This is a genomic window from Mesonia maritima, from assembly GCF_042433895.1.
Lineage (GTDB): Bacteria > Bacteroidota > Bacteroidia > Flavobacteriales > Flavobacteriaceae > Mesonia > Mesonia maritima.
On record NZ_JBHLUA010000012.1, the window covers coordinates 635,268 to 654,608 of the forward strand.

The window sequence follows — 19,341 nt, forward strand, 5'->3', positions numbered from 1 at the left end:
TTCTACATTGAGTTTTAGTTGTTCTGAAGATGATGGCCCAAAGACTGGAGGTGAAAACTATGTTGCCAAAGGAGAATATATAATTACCGCTACACCAAAGGAAAGTGAAGGGGTAGCAGATTATGTGCTAAATGTTGAAACACTAATGGAAGGTAAAACTACTTTGTTGGGTAACGGTATAGAACAAGATGGTACTTATCGTTATTACATCACTAATAATAATAAATTTTTTAGTTTATTATATGGGCAAGGTGATCCTGGAGCAGTCAATAACTATCAGTTAGAAAGTGACATGTCACTAACTAAATCTCCTAGCCTACCTTCTGAAACGGTTCAAACATTTACCAATGTAAATGACGACGTTTTAATGGCAAGAGTTTCTAGAAGCTCAGATAATCCTTCAGCAGAATGGTATAGCTTAAATACCAATACATTTACATTCGATGCTGAAGGCCAAATTAATACAGCAGAGTTGGCTCCAGAAGGAGAACAAGCTTTTTTTACTTGGATGACACAGGTAGGCGATAAGGTTTATGCTCCATTTATGTCTATGAAAGCTTGTTGTAATGATGCTTGGGGAACAGAATATCCCGATCAAGCATGGGTAGCGGTTTATTCTTACCCTTCTATGAGTTTAGAGAAAGTGATAGAAGATGATCGTACAAGTTTTCTAGGACGTTATTTTAATAGTGGATTGGAAGTGACAGATAATGGAGAGGTGTATGGATTTTCTTCTTCTGTGGCCACGTTAAATGATGAATTTACCTCTTCAAAACCTTCTGCGATCACTAAAATTAATCCATCGACAATGGAATTTGATGAATCTTATTTCTTTAATTTAGAAGAAGCTTCTAATGGTTACTATATAGCTTCTCAGCATTATGCATCTAATGGTAAATTTGTGGTGATGATGAGGTCAAAAGAAGATAAAGGAGCTTATTCCTCAGGTAATAAGTTAGCTGTTGTAGATGTTTATGCCAAGAGTTTTACTTGGATAACCGGTTTGCCAAATGCTAATGAAATTTCTTCTATAACAAGTACAAATTATACTTCAGAAGATGGATCAACAGTACACGTTGGCGTAAATACAGAAAGCGGTAATTATGTATATAATATTAATATAGCAAATGCATCAGCTAACAGAGGCTTAAAAGTAGAAGCTGGCAATATAACTGCAATCAGCAAACTATCTCCGGTAGAAGAATAAAAATCATTAAACTTTAGTAACCTGAATGTAAACCGTTCAGGTTACTTTTTTTATGGCATCTAAATCATCCAAAAATAAGAAAAAGAAAAACAAGTCCTATTTTTATAGGTTATCTGCTTGGTTACATTTGTGGCTAGGGTTAATTTCTGGTATAGTTGTAGTCATTGTTAGCTTAACAGCTACCATCTTGGTTTTCGAAAGAGAATTAAAATTAATCTTTGAACCTTATCAAACAGTAGAAGTACCAGAAAGCAAAGAATTTTTGCCCCCTTCTATATTAAGCGAAACAGTAAAAGAAAAATATGGTTTTACTTCAGTATGGGGTGTTTTTTATAGAGGAGAAGATAAAAGTGTAGAAGTTCCTTATTACGCAGACAGGTCTAATTACCAAGTCGTTTATGTAAACCCTTACACAGGCAAGATTTTACATAATAGGTATTTAAATAACGATTTTTGGAGGTTTGTATTAGAAGGCCATTATAATTTTTGGTTGCCTAGAAATATTGGTAAACCTTTGGTTGCCTATGCTACATTAATTTTTGTAATTACCTTACTTACCGGATTAGTGCTATGGTGGCCAAAAAAATGGACAAAGGCTACCAAGAATGCAAGCTTTAAAATAAAATGGAAAGCAAAATTCAAACGTCTTAATTACGATCTTCATAATGTGTTAGGCTTTTATACGTTACTTATAGCCTTGATTTTTGGCTTAACCGGAATGGTTTATGGAATGAGTTGGTTTAGGGACTTTAGTTATTGGACTGCCTCAGGAGGGGAAGAGTTCACTAGGGAAAGATTCTTTTCAGATACTACTGCCGTAGCAAAGTACACTCAAAAAGATGAAGATGTGCTATTTAACAATGTAATTAATAAAGTAGATCCTAAGCATAATAAAATTAATGTAAAATATCCATACGGAAAAAATGGAGTTTGGAGTATTGGTATAAACCCTAGTATGCAAAGTAGATGGCAAACGGCAACCATACATTACGAACAAAATTCATTAAGAGCTATAAAAGTAGAGCCTACTTTAGAAAAAGCAAATGGAGGAGATCAACTTATGCGTCTAAATTATGATCTACACGTAGGAGCTATAGGAGGTATTACTACCAAAATTATTGCTTTTTTAGTTTGCATTGTGGCTACCAGCTTACCAATTACCGGGTTTATTATATGGTGGAAAAAAGGTAATAAATGGAAAGGATTAAAATTTCCATTACCTTAATTCTTATTTTATTAGATAACCTCTATTTTTTCTTAACTTTGCCCTTTTAATAGAAGCGAATCATGATCGAAAAGATTAAGAATTATATAGTTGAAGTTGAAAGTTTTACAGCCGATAAAGCCGAAGAAATAGAACAATTCAGAATTAAATTTTTAGGAAAAAAAGGAATTTTAAACGAGTTTTTTGCTGAATTTAAAAATGTACCGAACGAAGAAAAAAAAGAATTCGGGCAAAGCATTAATCAGTTAAAAACCGTCGCACAAGAAAAAGTTGATCAGCTTAAAAGTGATTTAGAAAGCAAGCAAGAAGAAAAAGGAATTTACGGCGATCTTTCCCGCCCTGGAGAACCTATAGAAATCGGTTCGCGCCATCCTATATCTATCGTTAAAAATCAGATTATTGAAATTTTTTCTAATATCGGCTTCAATGTTTCTGAAGGTCCTGAAATGGAAGACGATTGGCATAACTTTACAGCCTTAAACCTTCCGGAGTATCATCCCGCTCGTGATATGCAGGATACGTTTTTTATTCAAACCGATCCGGAAGAAATTTTATTAAGAACACACACTTCTAGTGTTCAGGTGCGATATATGGAAAACAATAAGCCGCCCATTAGAACTATTTCACCAGGTAGGGTTTTCAGAAATGAAGCTATTTCTGCGCGTTCACACTGTATTTTTCACCAGGTAGAAGGTTTATATATTGATAAAGGTGTTTCGTTTGCAGATTTAAAGCAAACCTTATTGTATTTCACCAAGCAACTTTTTGGTAAATCTAAAATAAGACTTCGGCCTTCTTATTTTCCATTTACAGAGCCAAGTGCCGAAGTAGATATTTATTGGGGACTGGAAACCGAAACCGATTACAGAATTACCAAAGGAACCGGTTGGTTAGAAATTATGGGCTGCGGAATGGTAGATCCTAACGTGCTAAAAAATTGTAATATCGACCCAAATGAATATTCCGGTTTCGCATTCGGAATGGGAATCGAACGTATTGCGATGTTGCTCTATCAAATTGGCGATATTAGAATGTTTTACGAAAATGATGTACGCTTTTTAAAACAATTTAAATCTGTATTATAGATGAAAAAATTTGGCTTTTTTGTATTAGCAATTATTGTATTGGGCGTCATTATTTACGTAACCTTTATCATCGCTTTATTAAAAATTACGATCGGATTAATTTTGTTAGCGGTTGCCGCAATAATTTTATCTGTAATTTATTTTAAAATTAAACATCGCTTAAACGATTAAATTTTGAAAAAAGATATTAAAATTCCTGAAGTAAAAGGCGTTTATTTAGCCGCGGTTCGTGAATGGAATAAAGATTTTAGAACACACGATTGGAATGTATATATTCTGAATGAAAACAATTTTGCTATCGAAACAGTATTAATTGTTTCTTCAGGTTCAAATAAAAAAGATGTTACTTCTACGATGCGGCATAGTTTAAAAATTTTACCGGCAAAATCCTTTGCGAAAGTAGAATTGCTTCAACCGGAAATTTTTAAGCTGAATAATGAATTTTCGGTCTCCTATTTTGCTGAAAATACAATGTTTCATAAAACCTTTGTGTTCAAGAAAAATACCATAAAAGAATCAGCTCAAGGTAAAATCCCGTTGATGAAAGAAGAAGGAATTTTAGCTGATTAATAGTTTTTAAAAACTAGTCTAAAACATTTTAAAATTGAAAAAATGAAGACGTTTTTTAAAGATATTTTTGAATATCATCATCATTTTAATCAGAAGTTAATTGAGCAACTTCAAACACATAAAAATGAATTTCCCGAACGAACGCTTCCACTTTTTTCCCATTGTTTAAACGCGCATCAAATCTGGAACGCTAGAATTACAGATAAAGAAAAATTCGGCGTTCATGAAGAACACACGTTAGAAAAATGTAAACATTTGGATCGTAAGAATTATGAAGAAACACTTCAAATTTTAGAAGAACGACGTTTAGAAGAAAAAATAATCTATGCTAATTCAAAAGGAAGTGAATTCAGCAATTCTATTCAAGAGGTACTTTTTCATATTGCCAATCATTTTAGTCATCATAAAGGACAAATAATTTCAGATTTTAGACAAAGCGGAATAGAACCCATTGTAACCGATTATATTTTTTATAAACGATAGTTTCAGTACAATTTCAGTTAACCTTTTTTTACTTTCCGCAAGTTCATTACTACAATTGAAAGAAGAATTAATAGAATTCCGATCCATTGCGAAAAAACTACACGTTCATCTAATATAAAATACGCCATTAAAACTGCAACGGGAAGTTCAATTGCCGTAATAATTACTCCTAAACCTACATTTATTTTTGGCATTCCTGAAGTGAGTAAAATTGGCGGTAAAACCGCGCCGAGTAATGCTAAAATTGGTCCCCATTTTAGAAAAATTTCAGCATTAAATTGTTCAACTAAATTATGGGTGGTTAATAAAACTACAATTAATAATCCGCCGAGCATCATCCATTTACTTCTACTAATAGATGATAAATTTAACGCCACTCGATTTGAAGTATAAATGGTTACGGTATAAGAAGCAGCCGCCAACAAACCGAGTAAGACGCCGGTTAAATCTAAGGTAATTTGTTCAAAGAAAACGTTGGTTGCTAAAAGAGTTCCGCTAATAATAATTAAAACGGAAATCGATTTTAAAAGTGTAGGAAATTTTTTAGATAATATTGCATCTAATACAACGCCCATCCAAACGCTTTGCATGAGTAAAACAATTCCAATGGAAACGCTAATAAATTGTACTGCTAAATAATAAAAAATGCTGGTTAAACCCAGCGAAGTTCCGGCTAAAATTAATTGAATAATATTTTTTCGAGTCGGTTTTACTTTTCTTTTTGCTGAAGAACCTCTTTTTAATGCGAAATCTAAAACGACTAATCCTAAATAGCCTAATAATAATTGTGCAAAGGTAACTTCGTACGGCGTAAAATTTTCCTGATAGGCTAATTTTACAAACGTGGTTAATACTCCGTAGCAAGATGCGCCAAGTGCGACTAAAATTCCTCCTTTTAAAGCTGAGTTTTTCAAAAAATTAAAATATAAAGATGATTAGTCGAGCTTGTCGGTAAGTTTTAAAAATACTTTTTTAGGATTTTTATTTTCATATAAAATACTGTAAACTGCATTTATAATGGGGGTTTTCGCTTTTTTCTTCTTCTTTGCTTTATTGATTTCATAAGCGCTTTTTGCAGCGTAATAACCTTCAGCAACCATGCTCATTTCCATTTTTGCGCTTTTTACAGTATAGCCTTTTCCGATCATATTTCCGAACATTCTATTTCGACTAAAAACGGAATATCCGGTTACTAATAAATCGCCTAAATAAGCTGAATCGTTAATGTTTCGTTTCATCTTATAGGTTTTTTTAATGTAGCGTTTCATTTCGCGAATGGCGTTACTCATTAATACACTCTGGAAATTATCACCATAACCCAATCCGTGGGCAATTCCGGCTGCAATGGCATAAATATTTTTAAGCATCGCGGCGTGTTCAGTTCCGATAATATCTTCACTGGTTTTACATTTTATATAATCGCTGTTTAAATATTTCACTAATAATTTCGCGTTATCTTCATTTGCACAGGCAATTGTAATGTAAGAAAGACGTTCGAGTGCAACTTCTTCTGCGTGGCAAGGTCCGGTAATTACGCCAATATTTTCAAATGGAATTTCGTAATGTTCATTAAAATGTTCGCCTACAATGAGACTGGTTTCGGGAACAATTCCTTTTATTGCGCTAAAAATAATTTTGTCTTTTAGCGGAATACTTAATTTATCTAATTCACTTTTAAGAAATGCTGAAGGAATAGCGAAAATAATAATATCTGCAGCGCTTACCGCTTCATCAATATTACTGGTAAGCTTTAATTGATTTACATCGAACTCTACAGAACTTAAATAATTCGGGTTATGGTCTTCTTTTCGAATATGTTCAAGTGCGATTTCATTTCGCATATACCAATGCACGTGATCTAAATTTTCACAGAGCATTTTTACAATTGCTGTCGCCCAGCTTCCTCCGCCAATAACCGCAAATGTTGGGGTATTTTCCATAGTTGGATTTTTATTTTTCAAAAATACATAAATTTTAAGGCACGTCTATAAAGAGTTATGAAGAAGTCCGGGTAACTTTAACATTTTTAGCGCGAAACCAATACAATTTAAATCGAAAGGATTGCGTTAGTAGTATAGATTTTTTGGTTGGTTATTTAGTTAAGAGCCGTTTTACTGAAACTAATTCAGTAAAGCGGCTTTTGTAAGTTTTGAGTTGAATTATGAACGATAAAAATTCATTTCATCGATATATTCCCAAGCTTTTGTGGGCAATAACGGACGAATATCTTTTCCGTTTTTAATGGCTTTTCTTATAAAGGTGGAAGAAATTTCCATTACAGGAGCGTCGATTAAATGTACTTTTTCGTGGTTTCGTAAGGGCGATTCTTTTTTACTTTTTGTAATTCGCGGATAGACAAAAATTTCATGCCGATCTAGAATTACTTCATTATTTTTCCATTTATGAAGCGTGTTTAAATTGTCTTCACCCATAATTAAAGCGAAATCTAACTCAGGATATTTTTCTTCTAAATGAACCAGCGTATTTACCGTATAATTGGGTTGCGGAAGTTTAAACTCTATATTCGACGGTTTAATATGATCGAAACTTTCAGTAGCACGATAAACCAATTCGTACCGATGATAATCTTCTAATAATGAACTTTTTTTCTTAAACGGGTTGTGCGGCGTAACGACTAACCAAACTTCATCTAAAGCAGTAAATTCTGCCATATGATTAGCAATTACCAAATGCCCAATATGAATTGGATTAAACGTACCGAAATAAAGACCTACTTTTTTTTTCAAAACAAATTATTGTTGAATAAAGTTTTTTACCAACGTGTGCGCTTCATCTAGGGCTTTTTGTAAATCGTTGTTTACAATAATAAAATCGAATTGTGGCGCGGTTGCCATTTCAATAGAAGCTTTTGCAACACGCATGTTAATTCTATCGGCGGTTTCTGTCTTTCGTTTTTTGAGTCTTATTTTTAATTCCTCAATACTTGGTGGCTCTACAAAAACAGCTAAGGTTCGTTCTGGATAAATGTGTTTTATATCTAAGCCGCCAACTACGTCAATATCAAAAACTACGTGTTTTCCGCTCGCCCAAATGCGTTCTACTTCACTTTTTAGCGTGCCGTAAAAATTATCGCGATAAACTTCTTCCCATTCTAAGAAATCATCATTTTTTATGTGCTGTTTAAATTCTTTAAGCGACATAAAATAATAATCTTCGCCATCCACTTCATCGCCTCTTGGTTCTCTTGAAGTCGCCGAAATTGAAAAATCGAGGTTAAGATCGGGTTGCTTTAATAAATGCTGAACAATCGTGGTTTTTCCTGATCCTGACGGCGCTGAGAATACAATTAATTTTCCTTCAATCATTATAAAACGTTTAGCAATTGTTCTTTAATTTTTTCAAGCTCATCTTTCATTTGAACCACTACTTTTTGCATTGGCGCGTAATTGGATTTGCTTCCGATCGTGTTAATTTCCCGACCGATTTCTTGCCCGATAAAACCAAGTTTTTTTCCATTAGAATCTTCAGAATTTAGGCTTTCTTCAAAATAGTCTAAATGATTTTCTAAGCGAATTTTTTCTTCGGTAATGTCATATTTTTCAAGGTAATAAATCAATTCTTGTTCAAAACGATTTTCATCTACATTTTCTTTAAGCTCAGAAATTGCTTTTTGTAAACGCTCTTTTACACCTTCAATTCGCTCTGGATCTAGTTGAATTACTTCTTCTAAAAGTGCTTTTAAATTTTCGATGCGTGCTCTAAAATCTTTTTCTAATGCGTTTCCTTCATCAGAGCGGTATTGGTTTATTTCAACTAAGGCTTTTTCTACGCCGTTTTCTATGGTTTTAAACTCATCTTCATCAATCTCATCGCGTTCGGTTTGCAAAGCATCAGGCAAACGAATGGCCATTTTTAGCAATTCAACATCATCTTTTCTTCCGGTTTCAGGAATCGCTTTTAATTGTTCCATATATTTCTTGACAACAGGCGCGTTTACTGAAGCTGAAGTTTCTTCACCAGTAATTTCTACATATAACGAAAAATCAACTTTTCCGCGAACCATATTTTTTGAAATTAAATTACGAAGCTGTAATTCTTTTTCGCGGTACTGCGATGGCATTCGCGCATTTAAATCTAAATTTTTGCTGTTAAGCGATTTAATTTCAATGGTAATTTTTTTATTCGGAAGCTCAACAATATGCTTTCCGAAACCTGTCATCGACTGGATCATCTTTTCTTTATATTAAAAGTTGCGCAAATTTACGGAAAATTATTTCGCTAGAATTTTCAGGTCACGGAAATTAGAAATTGTGATTCTTTTGCTATGCTTGCATAATAATTATTTTTATTTTTACTGAAAAAAGAAATGTATTTAAAAGAATTTGAAATCCGTTGGAGCGATATAGATGCAAATAGACATTTGGCGAATTCATCTTACCTGAATTTTATGAGTCACACGCGAATGAGCTATTTAATTGAAAACGGTTTTGGGCAAAAAGAGCTTTCGAAACATAATATTGGTCCGGTAGTTTTTTACGAACATATTTATTATTTTAAAGAAATATTAGCTGAAAAACCAGTAAAAGTTTCCTTAGAGTTAAAAGGACTTTCTGAAAACGGAATGTTTTTCGAATTTCTCCATAATATTTACGACCATAACGGAAAAAATTGCGCGCGTTGCGAAATGATGGGTTCGTGGATCGATTTAGAAACGAGAAAATTAATCGATCTTCCTGAAAAATTACTTCAGAATTTAGAACATCTCGATAAAACGGAAGATTTTAAAGTTCTTACCAAAGAAGACACAAGAAAATACAATGTAAAACCGGAAGATTTAAAATTGTAATTATTCAGCTAAATAATTTTTGATTTCTTGCACGGTTTTTTTACTGTTTCCTACAAAGATTTTGTCTTCAAACAGAAAAACGGGACGTTTTAAAAAAGTATAATGTTCTAGCAATAATGTTTTGTAATCTTTTTCAGAAAGGTTTTTGTTTTTTAAATCACGCTTTTTATAAAGTTGCGCGCGTTTATTAAAAAGCGCTTCGTAACTATTTGTTTTTTCGTGTAATTTTTTGAGTTGATTTTCAGTTAACGGTTCTTTTTTTATGTCCTGTTTTTCTAGGTCTTCCGGTAAATCTATTTCTTTTAAAATACGTTTGCAGGTATCGCAGGTAGAAAGGTAAAATACTTTTTTCAAGAGTTTCTTTTTTTAATTTTATTCAGTTGAAAATCTATTTTTTTGAATTCTGACTAATAATTAACCCAATTTTTCACTTCGCTTTTCGGTAAAGAAAGTTGCAATTCGCCTTCAGCATAACTTGCAGCTTCGTAACGATTGTAGACAAAATGAATACTATCGTTGGTAAAAGCCATATTTTCTGGAAGCGTAAAGGTGTTATTTTCAAAGAAAAATCCGGTACTGTTAATGGGAGAATTCATTGGAATATTAAACTTTTTTCTGAACTTTTTTTCAGCATAATTAGTAAATGCCGTTTTATCTGAAATTAAATCAGCTTGTGCTAATGCTTCACCGGTTTTTGCGTTAAAATGCTGATAACGCGTAGCACCGTAACCGTGAGCGCCGCCGGTGAATAAATAGAAAGAGGTTTCAACTACAATTAACGAATCATTTCTAAAACGAATGTTTTGCGAAACTTCCGCTTCATATTCTGCCGGACTTTCAGGAAATTCTTTTTTAAACGAAAAATAATCATCTACAAAATTCTTTACCGCATCTTGCAAATTATCGGGAGAAGGTTTTTCTTCTTCCGGCGAACTAAAAATTTTGATGAGGTTATTTTCGTTTACCGAATTAATTTTTTCGGCAATCGCCGGCTTATTTTCAGCTTTTAAGTAACTCACTTGAACGCGAGGGCAATCTTTTTCTTCACAAGTTTCAAAATCTTTTCCATCGATGGCTACCGTAATAAAATCTAGCGATTCTTCTATAGGTTCAGTGATTTTTTGGTCGTTCGATTTATCTTCTTTTTTATCATCTAAACAACTGGTAGTCGCGAGTATAATTCCCAGTAATACAATTATTTTTTTCATTTCTTTTTCATGTTAAACTGCCATTAAAGATAATATGTATTTTGTTTATGCCCAAAGCGAATGCTACATTTGCTAAAATCCTTAAATAAAAATTATGAAGTTTAACACGAAAACTATTCATGGTGGTCAAGAAAATATAGATCCGGCATACGGTTCTGTAATGCCACCAATATATCAAACCTCAACATATTCTCAGTCAACTCCCGGCGGTCACAAAGGTTTTGAGTATTCCAGAAGTGGAAATCCAACACGTTCGGCTTTAGAAAATTCGTTGGCAAGTATAGAAAATGGAAAACACGGGTTAGCTTTTGCTTCCGGTCTTGCGGCAATAGATGCGGTTTTAAAATTGTTAAAACCTGGAGATGAAATAGTTTCAACCAACGATTTATATGGTGGAACTTATCGATTATTCACAAGTATTTTTCAAAATTTCGGAATTAAGTTCAATTTTATAGGAATGAATAATGCTGAAGAAATTGAAAAACATATTACAGACAATACAAAATTAATTTGGGTTGAAACGCCAACCAACCCAATGATGAATATTATCGATATTGAAGCAGTTTCTAAAATTGCTAAAAAGCACAATGTATTGTTAGGAGTCGACAATACTTTTGCAACGCCTTATTTGCAACAACCGCTAGATTTAGGAGCAGATTTAGTAATGCATAGTGCCACTAAATATTTAGGCGGTCATAGTGATGTAGTGATGGGTGCTTTAGTTGTAAAAGACGATGCGTTGGCTGAAAAATTATATTTTATTCAAAACGCAAGTGGTGGCGTAGCCGGACCACAGGACAGTTTTTTAGTGCTTCGCGGAATTAAAACGCTTCATTTACGCGTTCAGCGCCATTGCGAAAATGGAAAAGCCGTTGCCGAATTTTTAAATAATCATCCTAAAGTTGATAAAGTTTATTGGCCAGGTTTAGAAAGTCACCCTAATCATGAAATTGCCAAAAAACAAATGAAAGATTTTGGCGGAATGGTTTCTTTCACCACTAAAAATGATAACCTTTCTGAAGCAGTAAGTTTTGTTGAAAAATTAAAAGTTTTCACTTTAGCAGAATCTTTAGGAGGTGTAGAATCGTTGGCGGGTCATCCGGCAAGTATGACACACGCTTCAATTCCTGTAGAAGAACGTCAGAAAACGGGCGTATTAGATTCATTAATTCGTTTAAGTGTTGGTGTTGAAGATGAAGAAGATTTAATTGAAGATTTAAAACAAGCACTTTCATAAAATAAAATAAGTTTAATGAAAAGCTTCAGTTTAATACTGAAGCTTTTTTTGTTTTCATAAATCCTTAAAAAAACTTAAAATTTATAAGAATACTAAAAAATAAATGCTGCTTCGTTTTATAAAATATATATTTGCATAAGTAATTTACTTTTGATTTATTAAAAACACATTTTACAATAAATTATGGAAAAAAGTGTAAAAGATTTTTTGGATTCAGTTTCTAAAAGAAACTCAAATGAGCCTGAATTTATGCAGGCTGTAAGAGAAGTTGCAGAAGCTGTAATTCCATTTATTGAAGAAAATAAAAAATACCAAAACGCTAAATTATTAGAGCGAATGGTAGAGCCTGAACGTGTAATTATGTTTAGAGTCCCTTGGACAGACGATAACGGTGAAATTCAAATTAACCGTGGTTTTCGTGTTCAAATGAATTCTGCCATCGGTCCTTATAAAGGTGGATTGCGTTTTCACCCTTCCGTAAATTTAAGTATTTTAAAATTCTTAGCTTTCGAGCAAGTTTTCAAAAATAGCTTAACTACGTTACCAATGGGCGGTGGTAAAGGAGGTTCAGATTTCGATCCGAAAGGAAAATCTGATAACGAAGTAATGCGTTTTTGCCAAAGTTTTATGACAGAATTGTCTAAACACATTGGTGCTAATACAGACGTTCCTGCGGGAGATATTGGTGTTGGAGCCCGTGAAATAGGTTTCTTATTCGGCCAATATAAAAGATTGCAAAATGAATTCTCAGGAATTTTAACAGGAAAAGGACTTTCTTACGGTGGTTCTTTAATTCGCCCTGAAGCAACCGGTTACGGAAATGTATATTTTGCACAAAGTATGCTAAAAACTAAAGGTGAAACTTTTGAAGGAAAAACGGTAGTTATTTCAGGTTCTGGAAATGTTGCGCAATATGCAGCTGAAAAAGTTACACAATTAGGAGGAAAAGTAGTTACGCTTTCAGATTCTTCAGGTTATATTTATGATGAAGAAGGAATTGATGAGAAGAAACTGGCTTTTGTAATGGAGCTGAAAAATGAAAAAAGAGGTCGTATAAAAGAATATTTAGACGAATATCCTAACGCAAAATATACTGAAGGAAAAACCCCTTGGAACGAAAAATGTGATGTAGCATTACCTTGCGCGACTCAAAACGAGTTAATGGAAGACGATGCAAAAGCATTAGTGAAAAATGGATGTATCGCTGTTGGGGAAGGTGCAAATATGCCTTGTACTCCTGAAGCAATTGAGGTTTTCCACGAAAAGAAAATCTTATTTTCTCCAGGAAAAGCTTCAAACGCGGGTGGTGTAGCAACTTCAGGTTTAGAGATGTCACAAAACTCACTTCGTTTAGGTTGGTCATCAGAAGAAGTAGATAAAAAATTATTTACCATTATGCACGATATTCATGAAGCTTGCGTAAAATACGGAACCGATAAAAATGGTTACGTAGATTACGTAAAAGGTGCAAACATTGCTGGTTTTGTAAAAGTTGCGGATGCGATGATTGCTCAAGGAGCTGTATAATTTAAAATTTAGTCGTGGTGAAAAAACCAAGACAGAACGAAAAGTAAAAACCCTCTTCATTGAGGGTTTTTATCATTTTATAGTTTAGGTTATCTTTGTAGATAGTTAAAAAGCAATAAATTATTTCCAATTTAGTTAATAGGAATAGATAAATTTATATGAAATATATACTTACACTTTTTTTTCTATGTCCAATTTTTGTGTTCGCGCAAGATTTTAGTGATAATTGGGAAGATTTATTTTCTTATAATCAAATTCAAGATTTAGCCTACGGAAATGGAAAAGTGTTCGCTGCAGCTCAAAATGCGGTCTTCACTTACCAACGGAATTCGGGTGAAGTTGAAAAAATTTCTTCGATAAATGGACTTTCAGGAGAAAATATTTCGAGTATTCATTATTCTAGCGGTTATAATTTACTCATTGTAGGTTACGAAAACGGACTTATCGATATATATGATTCAAACGAAAAAAAAGTATTAAAAGTTATCGATATTTTCGAGAAGCAAACAATTCCTCCACCTGAAAAGAGAATAAACCATTTTTATGAATATAACGATCGGTTGCTTATTTCCACAGACTTCGGTATTTCAGAATATAACTTAGCAAACCGAGAGTTTGGAGATACTTATTTTATCGGAGATGGAGGTAGTAGACTTAAAGTTAATCAAATAACCGTTTATCAGAATTTTATATATGCTGCAACCGAAGAAAACGGAATTAAATTTGCCGGAATAAATAACCCAAATTTAATTGATTTCAATGTTTGGCAAACTATTTCATCGGGTACATTTTTAGGCGTAGTAAGTTTGGCAAATTCACTCTACGCTGTAGACGAAAATAATAATTTACAACGATTGCAGCAAAATAGTTTAATTTCAGAAATACAATTCGAGCAATCGGTGAGAGATCTTCGAGTAAGTGATGACCGTCTTGTAGTTGGTTTGGTAAATCGTGTAAGAGTTTATGATCAAGTTTTAAATCCTGTAGCAAGTGTAGGAAAACCTTCAGGTGTTAATGTAAATTATACTTCAGCCTTAATTTTTTTAGATGAAATTTTTATTGGTGATAATCAAGCAGGTTTATTAAAAACCACTACTACAAATCCATTTAATTTTAATTATTTAAGTCCAGACGGTCCTTTAAGAAATGATGTTTTCGATTTAGAATCCATTCCCAATGAACTTTGGGTAACGTATGGAGATTACGATCTGTTTTTTAATCCTTACAATCCCGGTTTAAAAAGTTTCGGAGTAAGTCATTTTCTGGAAAATATCGGGTGGTCAAATATTCCCTATAGTCAATTAAATGCGCGTTCTATCGCTAAGGCAACAATAAACCCGAATCAAACTGATCAAGTTTTTTTAAGCTCTTTTTTTGATGGTTTAATTGAATTACAAAACGAAGAAGTAGTGGCTCGTTACGATGCTCTTAATTCTTCATTTGAAAGTGTAGAAGATCCAAATGCACCTTCTGTAATTAATGATGTAAGAGTTAATGGTGCTGCTTTCGATAGAGAAGGAAATTTATGGGGAAATGCGTCTAGAGTAGAAAAAGGATTGTTTAAGTTAGATGTAGAAAACAATCAACTTCAAACCTTCGATGTAACTAGTGCAGTTCCCGATCCAATAGGTGATAATTTAGGTTTTACAGAATTAGTAATTGATAGTGGAAACAATATTTTCTTCGGAAGTTACAGCAGCGGTATCGTCGGTTATAATCCTTCTACAAATACTTTTGTTACTGTTCAGGGTGAGGAAGTTGGAAATCTACCAGATAATTATGTTACTGCCTTAACCTTTGATAACAACAATCAACTTTGGGTTGGGACGCTAAGAGGTTTGCGTGTTTTATTTAATCCTGCAGGGGTGTTTACTGATCCAAACCTTCAAACAAACGAAATAATTATTCGGGATGATGATGGCGTGGCCCAAGAACTTTTAGCAGAAATAAGTATTTTAGCCATTACCGTAGATGGTAATAATAATAAATGGGTTGCCACAAATGCAGGAGCTTTTTATTTATCGGCCAACGGTCAAGAAACTATTTATCAGTTTACAAAATCAAATTCACCATTACCTTCCAATACAATTACCGATATTTCCATAGACGAAAATTCAGGTAAAGTTTATATTGGAACCGATAAAGGTCTACTAGCTTTCAACGGTACTGCCACAAGCTCCCAAGAAACTTTAGAAAACGTTCGCGCTTTCCCAAATCCAGTACGGCCAAATTATTCAGGAATGGTTACTATCGATGGACTGATGGAAAATGCCAATGTGAAAATTACTGATATCGAAGGAAATTTGGTTTACGAAGAAGTTTCCCAAGGAGGAAGCATACAATGGGATACGCGCGCTTTTGGAAAGCACAAAGTAGCTTCTGGAGTGTATATGGTGTTAATCACTTCAGCAGATCAATTAGAAACTAAGGTTACTAAAATTATGGTCATTCGTTAATGCTAGTAAAAACAAGAGCAATCATCATTCATTCCCTTCGCTATCGTGAAGCAGATTTAATAGTAAAGGCATACACTCAAAGTAGCGGACTCAAATCTTACCTAGTTCGAGGCGTGCTAAAATCGAAAAAAGGAAAACTTCGTGCCTCCATGTTCCAGCCACTTACGTTATTAGACTTAGAAGCAAACCATAAAGATAAAGGCACCTTAGAAAGCATTCGAGAAGCCAAAGTAAATCCGGCTTATCAAACTCTAACCGCAAATATTTACAAGTCTTCTATTGCCATGTTTTTAGCAGAAGTTTTAAACCAAGCCATTCAAGAAGAAGAGCAGAATGCAGCCCTTTTTCAGTTCTTAGAAAACTCCTTTCTTTGGTTAGATAAAAACGAAAATTATGCTAATTTTCACTTGCTATTTATGGTGAAACTCAGTTCGTTTTTAGGCTTTTACCCTCATCAATATGATCCAGATTTACCCTATTTTAATTTGCTTGACGGTGAATATCAATTAGACGACACCAACAAGTATTGCATTCAAAATGAAAATTCAGAATTACTTAAACAATTTTTACAGATAAATTACGAAGAATCTTCAACAATTAAACTCAACCAATCCAAACGAAAAAACTTTCTAGAAATGCTCATTCTCTATTTCGAGTTGCATTTACACGGGTTTAAAAAACCACGCTCGTTAGATATTTTACATCAACTATTTTAATTTGGTGGTGTCCCTTCGGGGCGTTACATTCCTGCGTAGGCAGGAATCTCAAAAAAGTTCCAATAAAGCCTTCAATAGAGAATATTGACGTAATCACTTTTTAAAGATTTGTGGGTAATCCTTCCCACAACACCTCTTAAAATTCCGCTAAGATTTAAGCTGTTTTCAATATTCAAGATTGCTTTTTAGTAAATTCAATTCTTATGAAAACACCCTTACTCGTTTTTAATCAAAAAGGAATTTATTGCGAAGCCGCCGATGTCTATCTAGACCCGTGGAAACCGGTCAAAAAAGCCATCATCTCCCACGGTCACGCCGATCATTCCCGTGGGGGGCATCAGCAATACATTACGCATCATACCAACGTACCGATTATCAAACATCGCTTAGGCGAAATTTCAGTTACTGGCAAAGCTTGGAACGAAACTTTCACCATTAACGGGGTCAAATTTTCATTTCACCCTGCCGGGCATATAATTGGATCATCGCAAATTCGTGTAGAACATAGAGGAGAAGTTTGGGTGTTTACCGGCGATTATAAAACCGAAGACGATGGTTTAGCGGTTCCTTATGAAGTAGTAAAATGCCATACGTTTATTACCGAATGTACGTTTGGGTTACCTGCATTTAAATGGCTTCCGCAGCAACAGGTTTTTAACGACATTAATAATTGGTGGCAACAAAATCAAGACGATGGTAGAACCTCGATTCTGTTTGGTTATTCCTTAGGCAAAGCACAACGCTTACTTAAACATTTAGACACTTCCATCGGTAAAATTTACACCCACGGAGCCGTCGAAAATATGACGGAAGTGGTTCGTGAAATTGCCGATTTACCACCTACCGAAAAAATTACAAGAGATACCAAAAAAGAAGATATAAAAGGCAACATTGTGATTGCGCCGCCAAGCACACACGGTTCTCCTTGGATCAAGAAAATGGTGCCTTACGTTACAGCTTCTGCCAGCGGTTGGATGACGTTTCGTGGTGCACGTCGTCGTCGAGCCATCGATAAAGGTTTTGTGCTTTCCGATCATTGCGATTGGCAAGGTTTGCTTAGTTCTATCAAAGCCACAGGAGCAGAAAAAGTAATTTGTACGCACGGGTATACCGATATTTTTTCTCGCTTTTTAGCTGAACAAGGTTACGATGCTAGAACCGAGCAAACGCAATATGAAGAAGAAAATGCCGAACAGAATAGCAAAGAAAAGCAGGAAAGTTAAATGAAGCAATTCGCAGAACTCATACGAACCTTAGATAGTACCAACAAAACCACGCTCAAAGTTGAAGCGCTTGCACATTACTTTAAAACCGCAAGCGATAAAGATAAAGTCTGGACCATCGCTATTCTTTCGCATCGGCGTCCACCAAGACCGGTAAATACAAGATTAATGCGCGAGTGGGCATCAGAATTTTCTAAAATTCCGTTATGGTTGTTCGAAGAGTCGTATCATATTGTTGGTGATTTAGCTGAAACGATTGCCCTCGTGATTCCGCCTTCAGAAGAATCTTCAGAGAAAAGTTTAAACCAGTTCCTGCAAGAAATTATTGAACTAAAAGCACGTTCAGAAGAAGAGAAAAAAGAATATTTATACGAGAATTGGTTCAGCTTAAATTATTACGAACGTTTTGTATTTACCAAACTCATTACCGGTAGTTTTCGCATTGGCGTAAGTCAGAAATTAATGACGCGGGCTTTATCGAAAGCCACCGAAATTGATGAAGATATTCTCGCCTATAAACTCATGGGAAATTGGGATCCTGCAACTACTACTTTTACCGATTTAGTGCTGGAGGAAAAACCGGAAGATTACCTTTCTAAACCCTATCCGTTTTATTTGGCTTATGCGATTGAAGACGAACCCGAAAGTTTGGGTGATGTGAAAGAATGGGCGGCAGAGCATAAATGGGATGGAATTCGTTCGCAAGTCATCATTAGAAACGGAGAATTGTTTGTGTGGAGTCGAGGTGAAGAATTGGTCACCGATAAATATCCGGAATTTGAAAAATTTATCAATGTAATTCCAGATGGGACGGTGATCGACGGAGAGATTTTACCATTTCCGAAGAACGAAATCGGAACGTTTAAAGATTTACAAACCCGAATTGGCCGAAAAAATATTACTAAAAAACTCTTAGAAAAAACTCCGGTCATTTTAAAAGCTTACGATATTCTAGAGTGGAAAGGTGAAGATATCCGAGAAAAAGCCTACGAAAAGCGTCGTGAGATTTTAGAACAAATTTTTGCTGAAGTAGCTTCCGTAGAAATTCCGCTACATTTATCATCTACGATTTCTTTTCAAACTTGGGATGAGGTCGCTAAAGAACGCGAACGATCGCGAGAAGTAAAGTCGGAAGGATTAATGCTGAAGCGTTGGGATTCGCCTTACCTCGTCGGTAGAAAAAAAGGCGATTGGTGGAAGTGGAAAGTCGATCCGCTCACCATCGACGCAGTGTTAACCTATGCCATGCGTGGTCACGGAAGACGCAGTAATTTATTTACCGATTATACGTTCGGGCTTTGGGACGAAGACAAAGGAGAATTGGTAACCTTTGCCAAAGCCTATTCAGGTCTTACCGATGCCGAATTTCGAAAAGTAGATGCATGGATCAAAAAAAACACCCTAGAACGTTTTGGTCCTGTACGAAGCGTGACACCCCATCATGTTTTTGAAATTGCTTTTGAAGGAATTGCCGAATCAAGCCGACATAAAAGCGGAGTTGCTACCCGATTTCCTCGAATTTTACGCTGGCGTCAAGATAAGAAGATTGGAGAGGCGAATACCTTAGAAGATTTAAAAGCATTAATTCCGAAGTAAA

General features: G+C 34.6%; 20 protein-coding genes. 13 read left to right on the forward strand and 7 right to left on the reverse strand.

The window, feature by feature from the left end; all coding sequences use genetic code 11:
• Positions 1 to 7: 7 nt before the first annotated feature.
• From ACFFGL_RS09785 to ACFFGL_RS09810, 6 genes are all read left to right on the forward strand, one after another.
• Positions 8 to 1,207, forward strand: coding sequence for a DUF4374 domain-containing protein (locus tag ACFFGL_RS09785; protein ID WP_309726516.1), 1,200 nt, complete (start codon positions 8 to 10; stop codon positions 1,205 to 1,207).
• A gap of 52 nt (positions 1,208 to 1,259) precedes the next feature.
• Positions 1,260 to 2,432, forward strand: coding sequence for a PepSY-associated TM helix domain-containing protein (locus ACFFGL_RS09790; protein ID WP_309726514.1), 1,173 nt, complete (start codon positions 1,260 to 1,262; stop codon positions 2,430 to 2,432).
• A gap of 62 nt (positions 2,433 to 2,494) precedes the next feature.
• Positions 2,495 to 3,517: a phenylalanine--tRNA ligase subunit alpha gene (gene pheS, locus ACFFGL_RS09795; protein ID WP_309726512.1), complete on the forward strand. Its 1,023-nt coding sequence runs from the start codon at positions 2,495 to 2,497 to the stop codon at positions 3,515 to 3,517.
• Entirely contained in the window at positions 3,518 to 3,688 is a 171-nt protein-coding gene (locus tag ACFFGL_RS09800) for a hypothetical protein (RefSeq protein WP_309726510.1), read from the forward strand. It begins immediately after the preceding gene.
• Positions 3,689 to 3,691: 3 nt separating this feature from the next.
• Complete coding sequence (locus ACFFGL_RS09805) at positions 3,692 to 4,087, forward strand: hypothetical protein (protein ID WP_309726509.1); 396 nt, start codon at positions 3,692 to 3,694, stop codon at positions 4,085 to 4,087.
• A 42-nt stretch (positions 4,088 to 4,129) separates the two neighbouring features.
• Positions 4,130 to 4,570 (forward strand): DinB family protein, encoded by a 441-nt coding sequence (locus ACFFGL_RS09810; protein ID WP_309726507.1) that lies wholly within the window; start codon positions 4,130 to 4,132, stop codon positions 4,568 to 4,570.
• A 17-nt stretch (positions 4,571 to 4,587) separates the two neighbouring features.
• On the opposite strand, the gene ACFFGL_RS09815 is transcribed toward ACFFGL_RS09810, so the two are convergent.
• The 5 genes from ACFFGL_RS09815 to ACFFGL_RS09835 all read right to left on the reverse strand — a co-directional run bounded on the left by ACFFGL_RS09815 (position 4,588) and on the right by ACFFGL_RS09835 (position 8,762).
• Complete coding sequence (locus ACFFGL_RS09815; RefSeq protein ID WP_309726505.1) at positions 4,588 to 5,484, reverse strand: DMT family transporter; 897 nt, start codon at positions 5,482 to 5,484, stop codon at positions 4,588 to 4,590.
• 21 nt (positions 5,485 to 5,505) lie between these two features.
• On the reverse strand, positions 5,506 to 6,510 hold the full coding sequence (locus ACFFGL_RS09820; RefSeq protein ID WP_309726503.1) for an NAD(P)H-dependent glycerol-3-phosphate dehydrogenase: 1,005 nt from the start codon (positions 6,508 to 6,510) through the stop codon (positions 5,506 to 5,508).
• Between the two features lie 219 nt (positions 6,511 to 6,729).
• A complete protein-coding gene (gene nadD / locus ACFFGL_RS09825; protein WP_309726501.1) occupies positions 6,730 to 7,317 on the reverse strand; it encodes a nicotinate (nicotinamide) nucleotide adenylyltransferase in 588 nt (195 codons plus the stop codon).
• Between the two features lie 6 nt (positions 7,318 to 7,323).
• On the reverse strand, positions 7,324 to 7,896 hold the full coding sequence (gene gmk, locus ACFFGL_RS09830; protein WP_309726499.1) for a guanylate kinase: 573 nt from the start codon (positions 7,894 to 7,896) through the stop codon (positions 7,324 to 7,326).
• The gene (locus ACFFGL_RS09835) at positions 7,896 to 8,762 is read right to left on the reverse strand and encodes a YicC/YloC family endoribonuclease (protein ID WP_309726497.1); all 867 of its coding nucleotides are present in this window, start codon (positions 8,760 to 8,762) and stop codon (positions 7,896 to 7,898) included. The genes gmk and ACFFGL_RS09835 overlap by 1 nt, the downstream gene beginning before the upstream one ends.
• Positions 8,763 to 8,897: 135 nt before the next feature.
• Between ACFFGL_RS09835 and ACFFGL_RS09840 the strand changes: the two genes are divergently transcribed.
• Positions 8,898 to 9,377, forward strand: a complete 480-nt coding sequence (locus tag ACFFGL_RS09840) for an acyl-CoA thioesterase (protein WP_309726495.1) — start codon at positions 8,898 to 8,900, stop codon at positions 9,375 to 9,377.
• Here ACFFGL_RS09840 and ACFFGL_RS09845 read toward each other — a convergent pair whose 3' ends face one another.
• A complete protein-coding gene (locus ACFFGL_RS09845) occupies positions 9,378 to 9,731 on the reverse strand; it encodes an arsenate reductase family protein (protein WP_309726493.1) in 354 nt (117 codons plus the stop codon). It lies immediately after the preceding gene.
• Between the two features lie 53 nt (positions 9,732 to 9,784).
• On the reverse strand, positions 9,785 to 10,585 hold the full coding sequence (locus ACFFGL_RS09850; protein ID WP_309726491.1) for a DUF3298 and DUF4163 domain-containing protein: 801 nt from the start codon (positions 10,583 to 10,585) through the stop codon (positions 9,785 to 9,787).
• A gap of 94 nt (positions 10,586 to 10,679) precedes the next feature.
• Between ACFFGL_RS09850 and ACFFGL_RS09855 the strand changes: the two genes are divergently transcribed.
• From ACFFGL_RS09855 to ACFFGL_RS09880, 6 genes are all read left to right on the forward strand, one after another.
• Positions 10,680 to 11,822: a cystathionine gamma-synthase gene (locus ACFFGL_RS09855; protein ID WP_309726489.1), complete on the forward strand. Its 1,143-nt coding sequence runs from the start codon at positions 10,680 to 10,682 to the stop codon at positions 11,820 to 11,822.
• A 183-nt stretch (positions 11,823 to 12,005) separates the two neighbouring features.
• Entirely contained in the window at positions 12,006 to 13,349 is a 1,344-nt protein-coding gene (gene gdhA, locus ACFFGL_RS09860; RefSeq protein WP_309726487.1) for an NADP-specific glutamate dehydrogenase, read from the forward strand.
• 158 nt (positions 13,350 to 13,507) lie between these two features.
• Positions 13,508 to 15,805: a type IX secretion system anionic LPS delivery protein PorZ gene (gene porZ, locus ACFFGL_RS09865; protein ID WP_309726485.1), complete on the forward strand. Its 2,298-nt coding sequence runs from the start codon at positions 13,508 to 13,510 to the stop codon at positions 15,803 to 15,805.
• Positions 15,805 to 16,521: a DNA repair protein RecO gene (gene recO, locus ACFFGL_RS09870; protein WP_309726483.1), complete on the forward strand. Its 717-nt coding sequence runs from the start codon at positions 15,805 to 15,807 to the stop codon at positions 16,519 to 16,521. The genes porZ and recO overlap by 1 nt, the downstream gene beginning before the upstream one ends.
• Positions 16,522 to 16,724: 203 nt before the next feature.
• The gene (locus ACFFGL_RS09875) at positions 16,725 to 17,744 is read left to right on the forward strand and encodes a ligase-associated DNA damage response exonuclease (protein ID WP_309726481.1); all 1,020 of its coding nucleotides are present in this window, start codon (positions 16,725 to 16,727) and stop codon (positions 17,742 to 17,744) included.
• Positions 17,745 to 19,340 (forward strand): ATP-dependent DNA ligase, encoded by a 1,596-nt coding sequence (locus tag ACFFGL_RS09880; protein WP_309726479.1) that lies wholly within the window; start codon positions 17,745 to 17,747, stop codon positions 19,338 to 19,340.
• The last annotated feature ends 1 nt before the right edge of the window (position 19,341 follow it).

Coding starts and splice junctions, on each gene's coding strand:
- ACFFGL_RS09790 (WP_309726514.1), top strand. CDS start 1,260: ATGGCATCTAAATCATCCAAAAATAAGAAAAAGAAAAACAAGTCCTAT.
- pheS (WP_309726512.1), top strand. CDS start 2,495: ATGATCGAAAAGATTAAGAATTATATAGTTGAAGTTGAAAGTTTTACA.
- ACFFGL_RS09800 (WP_309726510.1), top strand. CDS start 3,518: ATGAAAAAATTTGGCTTTTTTGTATTAGCAATTATTGTATTGGGCGTC.
- ACFFGL_RS09810 (WP_309726507.1), top strand. CDS start 4,130: ATGAAGACGTTTTTTAAAGATATTTTTGAATATCATCATCATTTTAAT.
- ACFFGL_RS09820 (WP_309726503.1), bottom strand. CDS start 6,510: ATGGAAAATACCCCAACATTTGCGGTTATTGGCGGAGGAAGCTGGGCG.
- gmk (WP_309726499.1), bottom strand. CDS start 7,896: ATGATTGAAGGAAAATTAATTGTATTCTCAGCGCCGTCAGGATCAGGA.
- ACFFGL_RS09835 (WP_309726497.1), bottom strand. CDS start 8,762: ATGATCCAGTCGATGACAGGTTTCGGAAAGCATATTGTTGAGCTTCCG.
- ACFFGL_RS09840 (WP_309726495.1), top strand. CDS start 8,898: ATGTATTTAAAAGAATTTGAAATCCGTTGGAGCGATATAGATGCAAAT.
- ACFFGL_RS09850 (WP_309726491.1), bottom strand. CDS start 10,585: ATGAAAAAAATAATTGTATTACTGGGAATTATACTCGCGACTACCAGT.
- ACFFGL_RS09855 (WP_309726489.1), top strand. CDS start 10,680: ATGAAGTTTAACACGAAAACTATTCATGGTGGTCAAGAAAATATAGAT.
- gdhA (WP_309726487.1), top strand. CDS start 12,006: ATGGAAAAAAGTGTAAAAGATTTTTTGGATTCAGTTTCTAAAAGAAAC.
- porZ (WP_309726485.1), top strand. CDS start 13,508: ATGAAATATATACTTACACTTTTTTTTCTATGTCCAATTTTTGTGTTC.
- recO (WP_309726483.1), top strand. CDS start 15,805: ATGCTAGTAAAAACAAGAGCAATCATCATTCATTCCCTTCGCTATCGT.
- ACFFGL_RS09875 (WP_309726481.1), top strand. CDS start 16,725: ATGAAAACACCCTTACTCGTTTTTAATCAAAAAGGAATTTATTGCGAA.
- ACFFGL_RS09880 (WP_309726479.1), top strand. CDS start 17,745: ATGAAGCAATTCGCAGAACTCATACGAACCTTAGATAGTACCAACAAA.